At 40.9% G+C, this 19,374-nt stretch carries 21 protein-coding genes; 10 read left to right on the top strand and 11 right to left on the bottom strand.

Translation table 11 applies throughout. From position 1 onward, the window contains the following. Nucleotides 1-17: 17 nt before the first annotated feature. The 3 genes from ptsG to ACAY00_RS01035 form a co-directional block, all read right to left on the bottom strand. Nucleotides 18-1,826 (bottom strand): PTS glucose transporter subunit IIBC, encoded by a 1,809-nt coding sequence (gene ptsG / locus ACAY00_RS01045; RefSeq protein WP_371376033.1) that lies wholly within the window; start codon nucleotides 1,824-1,826, stop codon nucleotides 18-20. Nucleotides 1,827-1,855: 29 nt separating this feature from the next. Continuing rightward, nucleotides 1,856-4,423: a phosphoenolpyruvate--protein phosphotransferase gene (gene ptsP, locus ACAY00_RS01040; RefSeq protein WP_371376031.1), complete on the bottom strand. Its 2,568-nt coding sequence runs from the start codon at nucleotides 4,421-4,423 to the stop codon at nucleotides 1,856-1,858. A gap of 88 nt (nucleotides 4,424-4,511) precedes the next feature. Further along, the gene (locus tag ACAY00_RS01035; protein WP_371376028.1) at nucleotides 4,512-4,712 is read right to left on the bottom strand and encodes a hypothetical protein; all 201 of its coding nucleotides are present in this window, start codon (nucleotides 4,710-4,712) and stop codon (nucleotides 4,512-4,514) included. Between the two features lie 271 nt (nucleotides 4,713-4,983). Between ACAY00_RS01035 and pykF the strand changes: the two genes are divergently transcribed. Further along, the gene (gene pykF / locus ACAY00_RS01030; RefSeq protein WP_371376025.1) at nucleotides 4,984-6,393 is read left to right on the top strand and encodes a pyruvate kinase PykF; all 1,410 of its coding nucleotides are present in this window, start codon (nucleotides 4,984-4,986) and stop codon (nucleotides 6,391-6,393) included. 135 nt (nucleotides 6,394-6,528) lie between these two features. Here the strand turns inward: pykF and ACAY00_RS01025 are convergent, their stop codons facing one another. Next, nucleotides 6,529-7,437, bottom strand: coding sequence for a LysR substrate-binding domain-containing protein (locus ACAY00_RS01025; protein WP_371376022.1), 909 nt, complete (start codon nucleotides 7,435-7,437; stop codon nucleotides 6,529-6,531). Nucleotides 7,438-7,574: 137 nt separating this feature from the next. Between ACAY00_RS01025 and ACAY00_RS01020 the strand changes: the two genes are divergently transcribed. The 3 genes from ACAY00_RS01020 to ACAY00_RS01010 are packed head-to-tail and all read left to right on the top strand — an operon-like array spanning nucleotide 7,575 to nucleotide 9,721. Further along, the gene (locus ACAY00_RS01020; protein ID WP_371376019.1) at nucleotides 7,575-8,024 is read left to right on the top strand and encodes a DoxX family protein; all 450 of its coding nucleotides are present in this window, start codon (nucleotides 7,575-7,577) and stop codon (nucleotides 8,022-8,024) included. A gap of 24 nt (nucleotides 8,025-8,048) precedes the next feature. Then, entirely contained in the window at nucleotides 8,049-9,002 is a 954-nt protein-coding gene (locus ACAY00_RS01015; RefSeq protein WP_371376016.1) for a glutathione S-transferase family protein, read from the top strand. A gap of 11 nt (nucleotides 9,003-9,013) precedes the next feature. Then, the gene (locus ACAY00_RS01010) at nucleotides 9,014-9,721 is read left to right on the top strand and encodes a pirin family protein (RefSeq protein ID WP_371376012.1); all 708 of its coding nucleotides are present in this window, start codon (nucleotides 9,014-9,016) and stop codon (nucleotides 9,719-9,721) included. 79 nt (nucleotides 9,722-9,800) lie between these two features. Here ACAY00_RS01010 and ACAY00_RS01005 read toward each other — a convergent pair whose 3' ends face one another. Next, the gene (locus tag ACAY00_RS01005; protein WP_371376010.1) at nucleotides 9,801-10,337 is read right to left on the bottom strand and encodes a hypothetical protein; all 537 of its coding nucleotides are present in this window, start codon (nucleotides 10,335-10,337) and stop codon (nucleotides 9,801-9,803) included. A gap of 126 nt (nucleotides 10,338-10,463) precedes the next feature. Between ACAY00_RS01005 and ACAY00_RS01000 the strand changes: the two genes are divergently transcribed. The 3 genes from ACAY00_RS01000 to ACAY00_RS00990 are packed head-to-tail and all read left to right on the top strand — an operon-like array spanning nucleotide 10,464 to nucleotide 12,092. Continuing rightward, nucleotides 10,464-10,913, top strand: a complete 450-nt coding sequence (locus ACAY00_RS01000; RefSeq protein WP_371376007.1) for a DUF3429 domain-containing protein — start codon at nucleotides 10,464-10,466, stop codon at nucleotides 10,911-10,913. A 22-nt stretch (nucleotides 10,914-10,935) separates the two neighbouring features. Then, on the top strand, nucleotides 10,936-11,355 hold the full coding sequence (locus ACAY00_RS00995) for a thiol-disulfide oxidoreductase DCC family protein (protein WP_371376004.1): 420 nt from the start codon (nucleotides 10,936-10,938) through the stop codon (nucleotides 11,353-11,355). Next, a complete protein-coding gene (locus ACAY00_RS00990) occupies nucleotides 11,355-12,092 on the top strand; it encodes an SDR family NAD(P)-dependent oxidoreductase (protein WP_371376001.1) in 738 nt (245 codons plus the stop codon). The genes ACAY00_RS00995 and ACAY00_RS00990 overlap by 1 nt, the downstream gene beginning before the upstream one ends. A gap of 261 nt (nucleotides 12,093-12,353) precedes the next feature. On the opposite strand, the gene ACAY00_RS00985 is transcribed toward ACAY00_RS00990, so the two are convergent. From ACAY00_RS00985 to ACAY00_RS00970, 4 genes are all read right to left on the bottom strand, one after another. Continuing rightward, complete coding sequence (locus ACAY00_RS00985; RefSeq protein WP_371375999.1) at nucleotides 12,354-12,533, bottom strand: hypothetical protein; 180 nt, start codon at nucleotides 12,531-12,533, stop codon at nucleotides 12,354-12,356. Nucleotides 12,534-12,656: 123 nt separating this feature from the next. Continuing rightward, nucleotides 12,657-12,914, bottom strand: a complete 258-nt coding sequence (locus tag ACAY00_RS00980; RefSeq protein WP_371375996.1) for a DUF6482 family protein — start codon at nucleotides 12,912-12,914, stop codon at nucleotides 12,657-12,659. A 161-nt stretch (nucleotides 12,915-13,075) separates the two neighbouring features. After that, a complete protein-coding gene (locus ACAY00_RS00975; protein ID WP_371375993.1) occupies nucleotides 13,076-13,510 on the bottom strand; it encodes a hypothetical protein in 435 nt (144 codons plus the stop codon). 14 nt (nucleotides 13,511-13,524) lie between these two features. Beyond that, on the bottom strand, nucleotides 13,525-13,905 hold the full coding sequence (locus ACAY00_RS00970) for a hypothetical protein (RefSeq protein ID WP_371375990.1): 381 nt from the start codon (nucleotides 13,903-13,905) through the stop codon (nucleotides 13,525-13,527). Between the two features lie 345 nt (nucleotides 13,906-14,250). On the opposite strand from ACAY00_RS00970, the gene ACAY00_RS00965 reads away from it, so the two are divergent. After that, nucleotides 14,251-15,504, top strand: coding sequence for a S1C family serine protease (locus ACAY00_RS00965; protein ID WP_371375988.1), 1,254 nt, complete (start codon nucleotides 14,251-14,253; stop codon nucleotides 15,502-15,504). Beyond that, on the top strand, nucleotides 15,495-16,466 hold the full coding sequence (locus tag ACAY00_RS00960) for an FHA domain-containing protein (RefSeq protein ID WP_371375985.1): 972 nt from the start codon (nucleotides 15,495-15,497) through the stop codon (nucleotides 16,464-16,466). The genes ACAY00_RS00965 and ACAY00_RS00960 overlap by 10 nt, the downstream gene beginning before the upstream one ends. 75 nt (nucleotides 16,467-16,541) lie before the next feature. Here ACAY00_RS00960 and trpS read toward each other — a convergent pair whose 3' ends face one another. After that, a complete protein-coding gene (trpS, locus tag ACAY00_RS00955; RefSeq protein WP_371375982.1) occupies nucleotides 16,542-17,546 on the bottom strand; it encodes a tryptophan--tRNA ligase in 1,005 nt (334 codons plus the stop codon). A 46-nt stretch (nucleotides 17,547-17,592) separates the two neighbouring features. Continuing rightward, a complete protein-coding gene (gene rpe / locus ACAY00_RS00950; RefSeq protein ID WP_371375979.1) occupies nucleotides 17,593-18,270 on the bottom strand; it encodes a ribulose-phosphate 3-epimerase in 678 nt (225 codons plus the stop codon). Nucleotides 18,271-18,625: 355 nt separating this feature from the next. Here rpe and ACAY00_RS00945 point away from each other — a divergent pair, with 355 nt between their 5' ends. Next, the gene (locus ACAY00_RS00945; RefSeq protein WP_371375976.1) at nucleotides 18,626-19,309 is read left to right on the top strand and encodes a TorF family putative porin; all 684 of its coding nucleotides are present in this window, start codon (nucleotides 18,626-18,628) and stop codon (nucleotides 19,307-19,309) included. Nucleotides 19,310-19,374: the final 65 nt, after the last annotated feature.

Here is a 19,374-nt window from a genome sequence, read left to right as displayed (position 1 = left end):
CATGGGGTTGGCTTTAATTATGACAATTGTTGTTGCAAAGCCTTGGCAAGCTCATCCGAAGACTTATCCAAAATTAAGTGGACACAGCTATCGGTTAATGTGGCAACGCGTTTCACACTACCTTGCTTCAGTTCTGTTAAACCTTGTATCGGCGTATTTAGCGCTACTCGAATGCGGTTTCCAGCACATGCTTGTACCGATTCAATATTGTTTGCTCCGCCTAATAGAGGCAATAACTCAGCTGATTCACTTAAGCTGTCAGCAGAAACAGGTTGTTGTACAGCTTCAACGTTCACTTGCGGCTTAAGGTCTTTGCTTGCACGAACGTCAACACCGCCATTGGCTATAACGGCTTCCATTTCGGTTCTTAAGGTTTCAGCAATAGTACCCATAATCGCTTGCACGCCATTGCCCATAACAATAACCCCAGATGCGCCAAGCTGTTTCAATCGATTTTGATCAACTTTACTGACATCGGCCACTTCAATACGTAGTCGGGTAATACAGGAATCTAAGGTGGTAATATTTGCCGCACCACCATAAGCTAAGATCACTTCTTGCGCTTTTTCTGAACCTTCAAAATGTACTTCTTCTACATGACCATTGCTCTCTTCACGTCCCGGTGTTTTTAAGTTGAACTTAACGATAACAAAGCGGAAAGAGAAGTAATAAACTAAGGCATAACATAAACCAAGCGCACCAAATAGCCACAGTTTTTCGGCGTTGGCAGAGAGTACGATAAAGTCAATCAAACCATGCGAGAACGAGGTGCCGTGAACCATATCAAGGCTATTGCTTAAGAAGTACGCTGTTGATGCTAATAGCGCATGCATGAAATATAAAACCGGTGCCACAAACATAAACGCAAACTCGATTGGCTCAGTAATACCAGTTAAGAATGACGTTAACGCCGCTGAGATCATGATGCCACCAATTTTGGCTTTATTTTCTGGTTTTGCCACATGCCAAATAGCAATGGCTGCGGCAGGTAAACCAAACATTTTAAACATAAAGCCACCGGCTAATTGACCAAAGCCATTACCGGCTGCACGACTTGTTTCATCCGCTTGTAAGTAACAATTTAACACCCCGGTGACGGCTTCACCGGCACTATTTACACAGCTGCCCGCTTCAAAGAAAAATGGCACATTCCAAATGTGGTGTAGACCAAATGGAATTAAGCTACGTTCAACAAAACCATAAATGGCAAAGGCCATTTCTGGATTTTGGTTTGCGGACCAATGTGAAAAGTCTGAGATCAAACCACCAATTGGAGGCCAAACTAAAGCCAGTAGAATACCCAATGCGATGGTACTAAAACCTGTGGCAATTGGTACAAAACGTTTGCCGGCAAAAAAGCCAAGATAATCTGGTAGGCTTATTTTGTAAAATCGATTAAACATATAAGCGCCAACACTACCCGATAAAATACCGCCGGCAACACCGGTATCATAGGTTTTCTTAAATGATTCAATGTCAGCAGCACTCATCACTTGACCAGCCGCTATCATACTATCGATATTAATTTGTGCCATCAGGTTAATGGTGGCGACCATAATGCCGTAACCGACAATCGCGGCTAATGCCGCAACGCCATCATTATTGGTAAAACCAAGGGCAACACCAACGGCAAATAGCAGTGGCATTTGGCCAAAAATAGAGCCACCGGCGCTTTGCATAACCGATGATACCACCTCGGGTAAGAAGCTAAATTCAGCCGCCCCAACACCCAATAATATACCGGCTATGGGTAATACCGATACCGGTAGCATTAACGCTTTACCGACCTTTTGTAATGACGCGAATAGCGTCTTTGCAATACTCATTTTATTTTCCTGTTCTTGATTATCTTTTCTTATTGTTGATAAGCTCTAACAAGCTCTTTAACATCGTCTGTAGTTGCACATGCTAATGCTTGTTGCGCCAGATCCTGACATTCTTTCATATTAAGTGCACGTACTCGATACTTTGTTTCAGCCACTGCGCTTATTTGTACCGAAAGCTCATTCACCCCAAGACCCAATAAAATGGGTTGTGCTAAAGGTTGCGCTGCCATACCACCACATACACCAACCCAGCGATTGTGTTTTCGAGCACCTTTTACGGTTAAATCAATCATTCTAAGTACAGCGGGGTCTAGATTATCAGCAAGTGGGGCTAAGCGTGCATTACCTCGGTCCATGGCTAAGGTATACTGAGTTAAGTCATTGGTACCAATAGAGAAGAAGTCTGCTTCTTGCGCCAAAACATCGGCCATAAGGGCTGCCGATGGAACTTCTATCATAACCCCAAGTTCAACACCTTTGATTGATAATTTTTCCGCTTCTTGGTCAAGCACTTTGCGCGCAAGCTTTAACTCTGTTAATGAGGATATCATCGGCAACATGATGCGCAGTTTTTTACCCACCGAGGCGCGTAATAATGCACGAAACTGCTCGCGAAGAATTTCAGGTCGATCTAAACAAATTCGAATACCACGTTCACCAAGGAAGGGGTTTTCCTCTGGCTCAATAGGTACATAAGGCAATGGTTTATCTCCACCGACATCAAGGGTTCGCACAATGGCCGGCTTATCGACGCCAATACCTTCTAACATTTCACTGTACGCTTCAAACTGTTCTTGCTCGCTAGGTGCGTTTAAGCGATCGAGGAATAAAAATTCACTGCGCAATAAACCAATGCCATCAGCGCCCTGCTCCGCAGCTTTTTTAGCGTCTTTTACATCACCAATATTGGCAGCGACTTCCACTTCCACATTATCTTGAGTAATGGCTGGCTGCAAGGCTTGCGCCAACGCTTGTTCTTTGAGCTTTCGATCATTGTCTTGATCCAATTTCAGCTGCGCCATCGCATCTTCGGTAGGTGAAACTAATACCACACCTTTGTTTGCATCGACCAGTAATTCGGTGTCATTCGCCAGCTCAAGTACACTCTTATCGACGGCGGCTAACATTGCCAAACTTAGCGAACGAGCGATAATTGCCACATGGGATGAGGCACTGCCGGTGGTGGTCAGAACGGCTTTAATGTTTTTACCTTCAAAACCTGCGATTTGTGATGGCGTCAACTCTTCTGCGACTAAAATACAGTTTTCAGGTAAGTTCGCTAATGGATCTTCTGTTTTACCTAATAAGACGCGTAAAACGCGATCGCCAACATCTTTTAAATCGGCCGCACGTTGTTGCATCAATGGATTCGCTAACCCCTCAAGCACATGGACCTGTTCATCAATGGCGTGTTGCCAAGCTGCTGGCGCACTCACTGATTGCTTGATTTGTGCGCTTGCAGATTCAACAAGAGACGGATCCGTTAATAACAACAAATGAGCTGATAAAATTTCAAATTGATCTTTATTTCCAGCTTCCTGCTGCTCGTTTATGGCCGCTTGTAAACTCGCTTGTGCTTGCAAAATAGTCGTTGTTAAGCGTTGCTGTTCTTGCTCACTGTTTTGCGCCTTGGCTTCGTATTCAAAAGATTCTTTTTCAAACTTAAATATTGGCCCTAAAGCAAAGCCCGGCGATGCGGTTATGCCTTTTAATTCGCTCGTGTTTTCACTTGTGGGGAATAATAAAGAAGGCTCTTTAACGCGCTCCAAAGCATGTTTGTCTTCACTTTGTTGCTGAACCTCTTCACCTAAACCAGATAAGACTGCGTCAGTAAGGGCGGCCAAGGCTTCTTCAGCATCAGCACCATTGGTACTGAAGCTGATGTCATCACCAAAACCAATATTTAAGCCCATAATAGCGGTAACACTGCGAGCATTGGCTTGACGATTCGCCGACTTTAAAACTATCTCACCACCATATAAGTTAGCGATTTTAGCAATGTAAGCCGCCGGACGAGCGTGGATACCAGTATGGTTGGCGACTTTCACCGTACTAGACTCTTGCTGTTCACCTAAAAGAGCAACCGATGAATCTTCTGATTTTAGTTTTACTTGGTAAAACATCTGCTCAAATTCAGTTCGTGGCTCAGAAGAAAGTATTATGGTGTCGATTTTTTCTTGGTTGGTGATTAACACAGGTGTAATTAAACTGGTGGCATGTTGAGCAACAAAATCCACATCAAACTGGATTAGAATATCCCCTGTTTTTACTTGCTGACCTGTGGATACTTTTACGCTAAAACCATCACCTCGAAGTTTTACCGTATCAATCCCAATATGCATTAACACTTCAACTCCATTTGAGGCTTCTATGGATACGGCATGGCAAGATGGGTGAATCATCGTGACTTTACCATCACACGGGGCCTTTAGTAGCCCTTCAACGGGATCAATGGCAGCCCCATCACCTACCATTTTTTGCGCAAATGCCTGATCAGGCACTTGTGTTAAAGAGATTAGTTCACCTCGGATCGGCGCCATTAAAGTCATCATGGATGCGCCAATTGCTCCGATTGGGCGATCTTTTTGTTCGGACACAGTTTTTCTCCTGGGAAAGTCTTATGTAATATTTTGCTGTAATGAAAGTGTAGTTATATAAACTTTTATCGTTATCGACTTAGGTCAACTAAACCTTATTTTGCTCACCATTAGCGTAGTAGCTAAGTATCGAAAAATAATACAAACATTTAGTACTGTGCACGATATCGACAAAAAATAATAGGCGCAAGTCCATTTGCGATAAAACGGGTACTAGGGTCTGGCTAAGTCGCATTTTGTCATCTAAACTGCGTAATAGATTTTTCGCGGTTAACACATATTTAACCATCGAACCCCTTATCTGTCGTCACAATGAGATCAGGTTTTCATAAAAGAACAATCGTCTGTAACTTTATTTCGTAATTTCACAAAAAAAACGAGTGTTTTTTCACCAGCGCATAGCGTATTTAGCGTTTTTTTTGTAATAAATGCTACTTTTTCCGATAAAATTATGATCTAAAACAGGGTTCTAAGGCTTTTTTATGCTAAAGTCACCGCAATTATTTAATTAGTTTCACATTAAGTAAACTCACACGACATATTTAAAGAGGCTTTCACAAATGCGCAAGACTAAGATTATTTGTACAATCGGTCCCGCTTCCGAATCCAAAGAGATGCTAACCAACTTGGTTAATGCAGGCATGAATATCATGCGTCTAAACTTTTCACACGGTGACTATGATGAGCATCAAGGCCGTATTGATGCCGTTCGCGAAGTAGCGACTGAGACTGGCAAAAAAGTAGCTATCTTATTAGATACTAAAGGCCCAGAGATTCGCACTATGAACCTAGCTGATGGTGATGTTTTACTTGAAGCTGGCCAAACTTTTACACTAACAACAGATCAAAGCATCGTTGGTGACAAGACTCGTGTTGCCGTTACGTACCAAGACTTTGCCAAAGATCTTTCTGTTGGTAACACTGTGTTACTTGATGATGGCTTAATTGAGCTAACCGTAACCGAAATCACTGCGACGGATGTGATCTGTCGAGTAGAAAATACAGGTGAACTTGGCAACAAAAAAGGTGTTAACCTTCCAGGTGTTAGCGTTAACTTACCAGCGCTTTCTGAAAAAGATAAATCAGATATCGTTTGGGGTTGTGGCCAAGGCGTTGACTTTATTGCCGCATCTTTCATTCGTAAAGCATCTGATGTTGAAGAAATCCGTGCTTTATTAAATGCTAACGGCGGTGAAAAAATTCACATCATTTCTAAAATTGAAAACCAAGAAGGTGTTGATAACTTTGATGCTATTCTGGCGGCGTCTGATGGCATCATGGTTGCCCGTGGTGATCTAGGTGTTGAAATTGCGGTTGAAGAAGTTATTTTTGCCCAAAAGACAATGATTCAAAAATCTGTTGCTGCTCGTAAACCAGTTATCACTGCAACACAAATGCTTGATTCAATGATTAAAAACCCTCGCCCAACGCGTGCTGAAGCCGGTGACGTTACAAACGCCATCCTTGATGGTACCGATGCTGTTATGCTTTCGGGTGAATCTGCAAAAGGTAAATACCCTGCAGAAACAGTGGCTATTATGGCGCAAATCTGTGAACGTACAGACGATGCAATGAAGCAATTAGAGCGTCCAGCGTCTCCTGAATACGCCGATATTCGTGTAACGGAATCAGTATGTAAATCTGCGGTACAAGCTGCAAAAGATTTAGACGTTGACCTAATTGTTGTTACCAGCCAAGGCGGTAAAACAGTTAAGTCAGTACGTAAGTACTTCCCGAAAGCACAAATTTTAACGCTAACTCGTGATGAGAAAACAGCACAGCAATTATGTTTAACAAAAGGCGTTACAACGTCAATTGTTGAACCTTTTGAAAGCAGTGACTCTATTTTTGAGAAAGCGAAAGAAAAAGCCGTTGAAAAGGGCTTGGCCAAATCTGGTGATACCATTATCGTGGTAACTGGTGCGTTGTTTAATCAAACAAATACCATGTCAGTTCACAAAATTGACTAAGACCTAAATAAAGGCTTATAAAAACATAAAAGGCTGATTTATCAGCCTTTTTTATTGCCTTTAGCGGCTATCAATAACTTACCTAAAAAAGCCTTCACTTGCTTACTAAGTAGGCAACATTTAATGGCATTGCGATTATTTGTCATATCTAGCTTTAATTAAATCTCGTAATGCTTTTAATCCTTTACCTTGGTTTACCAGTTTCCAAGCCATATACAATGTTTGCTTGCCTTCATTGTGATTCGGCGGTGAGTCTGCCAAATTAAGCATGGTTAATTGCCCGCTATCAACTAGCGGAGCCACTCTATGAGTGGGCAAAAAGCCAACCCCTAATCCTGCCGTAATCGCCTTAATTTTATACTCTAACGTAGGCACATAAATATGCCTGCTTTGCTCTATCACCCCTGATGTTCTGGGAATCGCATTACGCGAACTATCATGTACAATAATGGTGTGATGTTGCTTTAATGTCGGCAACGAAATATTCCCGTTTATTTGCGCTAGAGGGTGCTTTGGTGACGCCATAAAGGCTTGCGATATTTCGCACATAATCTCTGTACGTACGCCCGTTTGTCTGGGAGTGGGTGCAGGGGCGCCTATGAGTAAGTCCACTTTATCTTCTAATAGTGACTCCCAACTTCCCGCCATCACTTGCTCACTAATATCAAGCTCAATGTCGTTATATTGCGCCAAAAAATCAGCTAATATTGGATAAACCTGAGCAACATCGATGATAGAGTCAACGCCAATACGAATCTTTGGCTCCCAACCTTTCGCTAAAGTTTGCGTTTTCTCACCTAATTTTTCTACTGCCAACAGAATATCTCGCCCTTCATTAAGCAGCAGTCGCCCCGCAGGGGTGAGCACAGAACGCCGCCCTTGGCGTTGAAATAAGGTCACTTGTAATTGCTCTTCGAGCTTTTGCACAATATAAGATAAAGCAGAAGGCACTTTATTTAACGCTTCGGCAGCCCCTGCAAAACTCCCGCGTTTATCAATAGCATCAAGAACCAGCAAAGCTTCTAAAGTGATAGGTAAACTCATGATTTTGTATTCCCCAATAATTATTCAATATTTTTGAACAAAATGAGCGAAAAATCCATCTTATTTAACCAAGATTACTGCCCTATACTGAGCTCAATGACTAAATCTAGTTAAAAATCTTATTTAAGGATATAAAAATGAAAAGTTCTTTAATCAAAAAAATTGTGCAATCAAATAACAGTTTAGCCCCTCTGCCATTAAGATTGGTGGCCGGCATTATCTTTATTGCTCATGGTGGACAAAAGCTGTTTGCATGGTTTGGTGGCTATGGCTTAGAGGGGACCGGACAATGGATGGCCTCTATAGGTTTAACACCGGGATATCTGATGGCGCTTTTAGCCGGTAGTGCTGAGTTTTTTGGCGGCATTTTGTTACTGGTCGGTTTGTTGACTCGCTTAAATGGCCTAGTTTTGGCGTTAACCATGGTGGTCGCTATCGTTACTGTGCACTTAGAAAATGGCCTGTTTTTAAGCAATAACGGCTATGAGTTTGGTTTAGCATTGTTGGCAATGACATTAACATTAATGATCACAGGTGGAGGAAAGTTCTCTGTCGATCAACAATTAACCAAGACATTAAATAAATAATTTTAGTTTTTAAGGAATAATACAATGGGATTAATTGTCGACGGTAAATGGGTAGATCAATGGTACGACACCGAAAAAAGTAAAGGTGAATTTGTTCGTCAAGAGAGTCGTTTTCGCCACCAAATCAGTCAAGATAAAGATAACCCGTATCAACCCGAAAAAGATCGCTATCACTTATATGTCTCTTTAGCGTGTCCTTGGGCACATCGCACTTTAATTTTTCGCACGTTAAAGAAGCTTGAGCCTTATATTTCAGTCAGTGTCGTAGAGCCTATAATGTTAGAAAATGGCTGGGAACTTGGCGAAAAGGGTGATCCGTTATATCAACTAGATTACATGTATCAACTGTACTTAAAAGCCGCTTCCGATTATCAAGGTAGGGTCACCGTACCAGTGCTATGGGATAAGAAAACGCAAACAATCGTTAATAATGAGTCAGTTGATATCATTAGAATGTTTAATAGCGCCTTTAATCACTTAACCGGAGATCAGCAAGATTTCTACCCCGATGCCCTACGTTCAAATATAGATACGGTTAATGAGCGAATTTATCATGGAGTCAATAATGGCGTATATCGTGCTGGCTTTGCGACTACACAAGATGCTTATGAACAGGCTTATAACGAGTTGTTTGATTGCCTAGAGTGGCTAGAGCACGAGTTGGCGCACAAGCGTTACTTGCTTGGCGATGTCATCACTGAAGCCGACTGGCGCTTATTTACCACTTTAGTACGTTTTGACCCGGTTTATCATGGCCATTTTAAATGTAATAAGAAAAAGATCAGTGAATACCCCAATATCAGTGGTTATTTGAGGGAGTTATACCAAGTGGATGGGATTAAGGACACAGTGGATTATGATCATATTAAAATTCATTACTATATGAGTCATATTACCATCAACCCGACTCAAATTGTGCCTCTAGGCGGGATCGAAAATTTGTCATTGCCGCATCAGCGGGACAAAAATCACCAATAATGGAGTAAAGCATGTTAACACCATATCGCTATCAAGATTTGGGCTCCGCTAATTATGGCTGGCTTAAGGCTCGGCATCATTTTAGTTTTGCCCATTATTACAACCCAGCCAGAATGGGCTTTGGCAAACTTAGAGTGGTAAACGACGATTGGGTTGAGCCAGGTAGGGGCTTTGACCCACACCCACATCAAAACATGGAAATTATTACCTACGTACGCTCTGGTGAAATTGTGCATCAAGATAATACCGGTAATAAAGGAGTGACCAAAGCAGGTGAAGTCCAGGTAATGAGTGCTGGTCATGGAATTATTCATTCTGAGTACAATTTAAGTAAAGATCCTCTAACCTTGTACCAAATTTGGATCGAAACTAAGCAAAATAATGTTAGCCCTCGATGGGAGAGTAAAACCTTTCCCAAACATGACGCAACATCAGATTTAGCTTTATTAGTCAGTGGGGATAAGCGTGATAAAGATGCTCTATTTATTTACCAAGATGCAAAGATATATGGTGGCAACATTCAACAGCAACATACCTTGAACCATAACTTAATACATCAGGGCTATTTTTTGGTATCTAAAGGTGAGGTGATTGTAAGAGATGGCAACGACTCTGTTCGTCTTACTCAAGGGGACGCCTGTGAAATTATCAACTGTCAACAGATACAAATAGAGGCCATAGCGCCTAGTGAAGTATTGATCATTGATGTGCCTGCCTAAGGTGGTATTTGCCTAAAAGTAACCCATAAAAGAAAACGGATTAAATTCACCTTTAATCCGTTTTATGGTCAGGGTCCGGTTATTTCTGTTTTTCAATCGTCTCTAAAAGCGCCATTAGAGCGGGAGCAGAAAACCCTCGGTCATAAAAGTGTAGAATTTTAGCATTGCTATCAAGCAACATAACGCGCGCGTTGTTTGGTCTTTCATTACCAGTAAACTGTTGTATGTTATCGCCCCCTTGATAAATAGTGATCACGCCTTTCCACATTTCTTTTGGGATCCCCGCTCGCATACCATTGTCAATAAACGTACTGAACATTCTCGGAAACATACCTTGCATTGTTGGGAGTTCATATACGGGCAGGCGAGTTTCGGTCATTTCAAGACCAATTAACCAACGGTCAATATCAAATTGACTGTCTTGTACATAACCAAGTAGTAACAGGGTTAGCGGATGGTCAAAGTCTTTTGGTAAGGTGTACTCTTGCTTTTCTAAACTCTCGCCCTGAACAGTTGGAAACGTTTTACCAACAAGCTGTTGGTTGGGATATTGAGTGCTACAAGCGGCCGTCAAGAAAAGACAAAAGGTTAGTGATAACAAGCGTAAATATTTCATTTTATTCTCCTTTTTGTTTAATGTACGTTGATTTAATCGATTCAGTTCAAAGATTAATTGTTGGCAACATAATCTGAAAACCATTCTTATCCGTACTGCTTTGAAACCGTTTAAAGGGGCATCACCATGCGACTCACAAGATCGGACCAAGCCCAATCCACTTTGCAGATGCAATTACTTGGATACGCCGGATTGTTGCCATTTTTACTTTGCCTTGGCCAACAAATGCATTGGTTGCCATCGTTTATTGAGCAACCAGAACACGTTTTTCGCTACTACAGCAGTACCATTTTAGCATTTCTTGCTGGCTCCCTATGGCTAAGAGCCCCTAATTCTCTCACCCCAACCATTTCCAACGTTTTCGCCCTGATTGCTTTTTCGGCTTTATTGTCGCCACTACCACTAGCCATCGTCTTTTTGGCTTTAGCATTTGTTGCTCTTTATGGATATGAGTTTTATGTTCTGGCTCAGCAAGATAAGTCAAAGCCTTGCCTAAGTTATAAGTGTATGCGCCTCGCTTTGACCCTAATCGTGGTGAGCTCTCACATGTTGCTATTTTTTAATTTAGGAGGTTAATGCGATGAATAGGGAATCTTCAATGACCATTTTTTATGATGGCAATTGCCCAATGTGTGTGTCGGAAATGACGCATTTAAAACGCTATGACAAAGACAATCAGATTAATTTAGTCGATTTAAATCAACCAAACTTTAACCGTCATCACCCAGACATAGATTATGATCAGGCCATGGCGACATTACACGCGAAATATAACGATACCATGCTGTACGGGCTTGATGTGACGTACAGGGCATGGACTTTAGTTGGTAAAAAGCACTGGGTTGCGCCATTAGGGTGCACGTTATTAAGACCATTTACCCAGCTAGGTTACAAAATTTTTGCCCGCAACCGAAAACGGATCAGCCGATTTTTTTGGCCACAGGCTGAGTGCAAAACCTGTCAAAGTCCGATCGATAAAGATGATTTAAAACGTACCGACTTCAAGAGTAACAAGTGATGGCCCATAATATTATAGTCGGTGCATCCAGCGCGATTGCACAAGCGTTGGCAGCTATCCTAATTGAAAAAACAGATGAAGACTTGGTGTTGATCAGTCGAAGTCCTAAATTACCAAAGCAATGTAAAAACGACGGTAACAGAGTAAGTTTACTCGATAGTGATTACAGTGAAAAAAGTATTGAGAAGACAGTCAATGCTCTTCCTAAAAACAGTGACTGTCGACGAGTATTTATTTTTAATGGTCAATTGCATCATAACAACATGCAGCCAGAAAAAAAATTGGAAGACTTTAACTTAGACAACTTTAATCAGGTCATTGCCTCTAACACTTTAACGCCAATGCTTTGGATAAGGTTTTTGGTAGATCACCTTAAACACCCAACACCGTGTTTACTAACCGTTCTGAGCGCCCGGGTTGGCAGTATTTCAGACAATAAGCTTGGCGGTTGGTACAGTTATCGCGCCTCAAAAGCAGCGCTGAATATGCTGTTAAAGACGGCCAGTATTGAGTATGCAAGACGCGCTAAAAACGTGCGATTTAATGTTTTTCATCCCGGCACTACCGACACGCCTTTATCAAAACCTTTCCAAAAAAACGTCCCTCACAGCAAACTATTCACCCCAGAATTTGTCGCTAAATGCTTGTTCTCCTTAACCCAAAAGCGATTAGATAATATGACACAGGATAACAAAATAGAGTTCTATGATTGGCAAAACAAGCCAATAGACTGGTAAGAACCTTAAGTTAGTGCATTTTGATTGGCTATTTGGCGAGTAAGTAGAAAAGAATTTATTGGTAATAAATTTGATCATAAGTTATGACCAAGTATGCCCACTAAGGGTGGTGGGCAATATTTAGACGATAACCCAGTGACAGCTCCCTTATGAATACCGAAATTTATATCAATAGTTAAAACGGCTGCAGCTGTTTTGCCCTTTCTTAGCTAGATCTTGGTAGCTAAGCCTTTGTAGCTATGCTTTCTTAGCTATGCTTTCTTAGCTATGCCCTTGTTCGGATTCTCTTTGTACGATTTTAGACCATAGTGCTTCAGCCTTTTCACTTAACCGCACGCTCTCATCAATATTACCTAAGAGTTCTTCATCTCGCGCTCGTTTTAAAATTTGACGATGCTGATTGTAGAGCATTTGACTGCGTTCTTGTTGTGTATTTGCCATAAAAATCACCTGTGAGTTTGAATCTAACTTGTTTAAATATAAAAGCCTTATAAGAGTATAGACCCTAGGGGCAAAATTAGAATCAAACAGCGACCAAACCCATGGAAGCCGGGGAGAAAAAGCTTAAAAATGAATTTTTTCGCTGGAGCTGCCAGTTACACCTAAACCACACATTTCATCGTAGGCTGTTTGTAGCTCTAGGGTGGCACTATAAATGTTGTGTTCGCGCAGATATTGCTTCGCTTGTGCTAAAGATTTTACCACCTTGACATCGCCGGCATCTAAACCGATAAAATTGTCCGATAAATCTTTCTCACCAACCAGATAGTGAGTAGAATCCGCAACGCCTAAAATGACTGGGGCTAAGGGGGTGGTGCTCATAACAATCTCCAACGTGTTGTGGTGAGAGACATTACGAGCAAAATCTGGCCTCAGATCAACCTGCCATAAATCATCGCTAAATATCCCCTTAAACCAGATCGGGGGATGCGCAGGTTAAAGTGTATCGTGTTGTGAAGGTCAAAACAGCGAATAAAACGCTGTTAACTATAGTTTCGTTGCTCTTCTTGAAGACCAGCTTGAGTGACATTAGAGAATAATGGCAGTTCTTGCATCAGCCAATTTATTGCTTTTTTGCGACCTAAATCCATCCCATCAAAAAATTTGGCATTTAAGTTATCATGTGAGCGTAACTGCAAAATATCATTAATGGCTTTTTTACCTTCAACATGATACGTAATGATGGCACCAGCTTTTAAGTTTTCAAGCGAGCTTATGTGTAATTTGGTTTCAAAAGTATAGGTATAATGATTGATCCGATTAATGATTAACCCAAATGGTTGGGTGAAATGTTGCTGTAAAAAGTTATCGTACTCTTGGACGATTTCCAAGGTCATAACGACGCCCTCATTGACGATGACTTCGGCAATATTGTGAGTAATGATTTCTATCGTGCCAAAGCTTAATGGATAACGCATGCTAAGCTCCTAAATTAATAAGGTGTTTTACTGAGTTCTAAAGCTAACCAATTTAGCCCGTGTTGGCGCCCTAATTCAAAGCCACTAAACCATCTCATATTAAACTTGTCTTGATTTTCAAGATGAGGTGTTGCCTCTGTTAAGGTAAAAAAATGTACCGCCGCAATGGCCACTAACGGCTCATGCTCTGCAAGTTGCATAAGGCTGCGGGTAGAGACAGATACAGGCTTTATCAGATTAATAAGTAATGCAAAAGGCGTATGAATAAACAATTCAAGTGACTCTATGAGTTCAAGCACTTGTGCTGAGCCGAAGTCATTGCCATGATCGATAACAAGCTCAACAACATCCTCTGAGATTACATTTAGTTGACCAAAAGTCAAAGTTTGTAGCATTTGCCCTCCACAGAAAAAGACATACAAATTGTCGCCAAACAGCAGAACGATAACGGGTACGTTAGGTCTGATTTCTTATTAGATAAATATGAATTTGTGACTAATGAGACATGACAGGAAAATCATCATCTACCACCTGTTGAGGTGTACCACAGATTTAACAAATAATATTTTCTTTTTAATTATATATTTATAAATTAGTAGAGTTTTAACTTTAAATCCACCAATAAATAAATGTTATTGTGAATAAAGATGCTTATACAATCACATTTAGGCTAAAGTTATCTGCTTTATCGCGCTTATTATCCATGGCACAATAGTGAAAATTATTTTATCGGAACACTAATGAAGCCGTTTCTTTTTTGTTTATTCTACTTATTCAGCTTTTTTAGCTACAGCCAACAACAAGCACAGCTTATTTTCCAACATAAGGCTCCTTCTGTTTTTCAAATTCGTCTAATCGATAAGGCGACCGCACAAAAATCGGCTATTGGCTCTGGCTTTCAAATTAGTGCCCAAGGTCATATAGCAACCAATTATCATGTTATCTCTGGCTATGCCCAACACCCTGACAAATACTTAATAGAATATGAAGATCACCAAGGTCATATTGGCGAACTAACCTTGCTATCTGTTGATGTGATTAACGATCTTGCGGTGGTGATGCTGACCAAAAATCCACAGCCAAAATTTTTTCGTCTAGCCAAAACCACACCAGAAATGGGAGAACAGGTTTTTTCTTTAGGTAACCCCCATGATTTAGGGATGATTGTGGTGCCAGGTACCTACAACGGGCTAAAAAAAGATGGCTTTAATGATCGCATTCACTTCACCGGTTCGGTCAATCCAGGCATGAGTGGTGGACCTGTGGTCAATGCTAATGGTGAAATCGTCGGTATCAATGTTGCCACCTCGGGTAATCAAATTGGTTTTTTAATTCCACATGATAAACTCGCCAGTCTTATAAGCCGGTTAGAGCAACAGGTGGATAAACCAATACAACAACAAATCACAGAACAACTTAAAGCTAATCAATCCAGGCTCTTAGGGCAACTATTGGCAAGTGAATGGCCTCAAAAAACATTTGTACAGGCTTTAATACCAGCTTCCATCGCAGACTTTATTCCTTGTTGGGGAAATTCAAATGCGGATGCTAAAGATGCTTTATTGTTTAAAGCTGTGACGACTTGTCAAATGGATGAGTACGTTTACTTATCGGATACCTTCAATACTGGTATGGTCAATATGGAGTTTTATTACTTTGAAGCAGATGAGCTTAGCAGCACCCGATTTTATCAACTTTATCAAACCCAGTTTGCTCAAGCCTCGGCTAACAACAGAGCGAGTAAAGACGACGTAACCGAGTTCGAATGTCAGCATGATATTACTCAAATTGAACAGCAGGGCATTAAAAATAAATCGATACTGTGTGTAAGAGCCTACAAAAAGTACCATGGATTATTTGACGTTATGTACATTGCCGCTTCTATTGATAAAACCAATAAGGCCATTGTAAGTCACTATACACTTGCTGGAGTTGCAGAAGACTTAGCCCAACAATTTAACCTGAAATTTATGGAGTCTTTGGCATGGAATTAATTATTGAAGAAATTAATCGTGGCAAAAAGCTCATTGGACGACATAAATTTTCTGGCCAACAAATACAGGTTGGCAGAGGTTATGACAATGACATTATATTAACCGACCCCCATGTTTGCGCTCAGCACTTAAAATTAAAGTTCTTTGACGACTGTTGGCATGTTATCGATCTTAATTCATTAAACGGGAGCTTATTTAAAGGCAATAAAAACCTGAGTGATTGGCAAAAAATAGAATCTGGTGACATCATCACTTTAGGGAAAACTCAACTAAGGTTTATTAGCCCTAAGCATCCTGTTGCCGCCAGCGTCGAATTTAGCATTGTCGAAGACATTGTTGAGTATCTGGGCCGTTGGCCTGTGGTCTTTTTTATGCTTTTGCTTTTCGCAGGCATTAGTGGGTGGCAAATCTATTTGAATGTTCCCACCAAAGAGGTTAACTATACTCAAATTTCGGTCATCGCGATTGGTATTACCCTTGGATATGCAATCTGGCCGTTATTCTGCTCACTAATGTCTCATTTAAACAAACAAGAAATACGCATTAGTCAACAACTAGGATTTTCCTTTTTGATCTTTAACCTATTTTGGTTCTTAGACTTTTTTGAACTATTTTTTGAGTTTAATCTGTCGTCGCAATGGTCTATATACTGGCTCAGCTTTTTTGCCGCCATATTTCTGACTGCTTTATTGTTTTGGTTTAACTTTTACATTGGTTTTACGCAAACGGCTAGCCGACGCCTTAAAATGTCTATTGGTTTGAGCGTATTCATCTACGCGGGGATGTACTTATATGACTTAAGTGAGCAACCTCAATATCAATTTCGCCCGTCATACAACAGCACAATCATGACACCTGGGTTTCATCTTTCTGAGCCAAGCTCAGCAGAGCAGTTTATTCAACAAAGTAATACTTTGTTTAAGCGTGTTGAAGATAAAGCGAAAGATGCTAAAGCAAATTAATCCGTTATAAAAAATAAGGCCCAAATCAATGAACATTGATTGAGGCCTTATTTTTTAAGCGTTAAGCGGTTTTAATTATGGCTTAGCCACAAAGCCAATAGCATCATAAACACGTTTAAGCACTTGGCTAGCCTGTGCAGAGGCTTTTTCGGCACCGTCACGCATGATTTTATCTAAAAATGCCTGATCGTCACGATACTGATGATATCTTTGCTGCATCGGCTCCAACATAGCAACCACAGCATCGGCAACATCACCTTTTAAATGGCCATACATTTTATCTTCGTATTCCGGTACTAAATCCTCAATCTTACGATTGGTCGCACAAGATAATAAGGTTAATAGATTAGAAACACCGGGTTTTTCAGCGGTGTCAAAGTAAATACGGGCTTGCTCATCGGAGTCAGTCATTGCACGCTTAATTTTTTTGGTGATTTTTTTCGGGTCTTCCAACAAACCAATAAAGTTACCAGGGTTGGTATCCGACTTTGACATTTTCTTAGTCGGCTCTTGTAAGCTCATTACGCGCGCGCCAAATTGTGGAATATGTGGCTCAGGCACTTTAAAGGTTTCACCATATAAATTATTAAAACGGGTCGCGATATCACGGGCCAGTTCAAGATGTTGCTTTTGATCATCGCCCACAGGCACTTTGTTGGCATGGTATAACAAGATATCTGCTGCCATAAGCACAGGATAGGTGAATAATCCTGAGTTCATGTTGGCTTCTGACTTTTGTGACTTATCTTTATATTGGGTCATACGATTAAGCTCACCCATTTGAGTATAACAATTTAATACCCAACTTAATTGTGCATGTTCAGGCACTTGAGACTGAATAAAGATAGTACTTTGTTCTGGGTCGACACCACAGGCAAGATATAAAGCAAGACCATCTAGGGTTGCTTTGCGAAGAGCAGCGGCATCAGGTCGTACAGTAATGGCGTGCAAATCGGCCAACATGTAAAAACACTGATGATCATCTTGCATATTAACCCATTGCTGAACCGCACCTAAATAGTTTCCAATAGTTAAATCACCCGAAGGTTGGCACCCACTTAATACAATAGGTTTACTCATTTTTTTTCCTTAGATATAAGCTCTTTGAGCTTGATAAAATATATGATTAGCCGACGGACACTTTACGAAGTTCTGTCCGCATTTGCTCTATAACTTGTTGATAGTCTGGTTGTGCAAAAATAGCAGAACCTGCGACAAACATATCGGCACCCGCGGCTGCTATTTCGGCGATATTATCTACTTTGACACCACCGTCGACTTCTAAGCGAATATTCCGCCCACTGGCCATTATTTTTTCTTTCACCAAACGCAGTTTGTCTAACGTTGAAGGTATAAATGACTGACCACCGAAGCCTGGGTTAACCGACATTAATAAAATCACATCAAGTTTATCCATCACAAAGTCTAGAACGTGCAATGGCGTAGCAGGATTCAATACCAGTCCGGCTTGACAACCATGATCTTTAATCAACTGTAATGTGCGATCGATATGATCACTGGCTTCGGGATGAAAAGTGATGATGTTTGCACCCGCTTTAGCGAACGCGGGGATCAAATTATCAACCGGTTTCACCATTAAATGCACATCGATTGGTGCCGTTATTCCGTAATTTCTTAGTGACTGACAAACCATAGGGCCAAAGGTCAAATTAGGCACAAAGTGATTATCCATTACATCAAAATGAATGACATCTGCACCGGAGTCTAGGACTTTGGCAACATCCTCCCCTAAACGGGCAAAATCGGCTGACAAAATTGACGGAGCAATAAGAAATGACGACATAAAATCCACCTTTCAAAAGTTTAGCGATACTTTACCTAATGATAGGGGTAAGTTGAAGTAACAAACGGTAAATTTTTTGCTTTTTAACATTTCCTCGCCAAGTAGAGCAACATTCGATACCCATGTTTTGTTGCACAAAAAAAGAACATCCCGCACCTTTTTTGCGCAAATGTAAAAAAAAAGAAAACAACCACGCCAATCAGAAAAAATAAATAATCAATAATAACAACAACTTATACAAATAAACGAGTAAAATTCAAACTTGGGCACTGTCCTTGCTAACGTTAAAGAAACAGTGGAAATTCACTTTTTCCGAATAAATATTAATTTCGACAACAGCAATACAGGGAATATTATGAAAAAGACAGTCTCAACCTCAATCTTGCTTTCAAGCCTTTCTTTAGCCGCGATGGTACCTTCTACCGCCATGGCAGTAGAAGGTTTAAGTGCTAACGTAGGCGCGACCAGTAATTACTTATGGCGTGGTGTTTCTCAAACGGATGATGGTGCTGCAATCTCAGGTGGCATTGATTATGAGGATGCTTCTGGCTTTTATGCGGGTACCTGGGCATCAAACATCGATTTTGGTGACGATGCAAGCTATGAGCTGGATTTATACCTTGGCTATGCATGGGAAGTAGGTGATTTTACTTATGATGTCGGTTATATCTACTACGCCTACCCTGACTCAGCCGAAGTTGATAGCAGTAATGAATACGATTTTGGCGAAATCTACGGTAGCATTGGCTACGGTGCCTTCTCGTTATCGGCTTTTTATGGGGTTAACAATGATGATGGTGCAGGCTTTGCCGATAAGAGTTTGTATCTTTCAGGGGATGCAGAATTTGAAATTGCTCCAGATTTAACCTTGGGCTTACACTTAGGGAGTTACAACTTTGATGATGACAGCTCTGAAGATTATATCGATTTCGCTGCCAGCCTATCAAAAGATGGCTTTACCTTTACAGTTGCCGATACCGACTTAAGTCATGATGATCTAAAAGTAGTCGTTTCTTACTCGGTCGACTTTGATCTTTAATTTACATAACGGGTTTATCATTAAAGATTTTAACTATCTCGTTTAGGTTTGAGACTTTTGCCAAG

It is taken from the genome of Thalassotalea sp. 273M-4 (genome assembly GCF_041410465.1).
In the GTDB taxonomy this organism is placed as follows: domain Bacteria; phylum Pseudomonadota; class Gammaproteobacteria; order Enterobacterales; family Alteromonadaceae; genus Thalassotalea_A; species Thalassotalea_A aquiviva.
The sequence above is the reverse complement of the archived record's forward strand: the minus strand, read 5'-3'. Positions and strand labels throughout refer to the sequence as shown.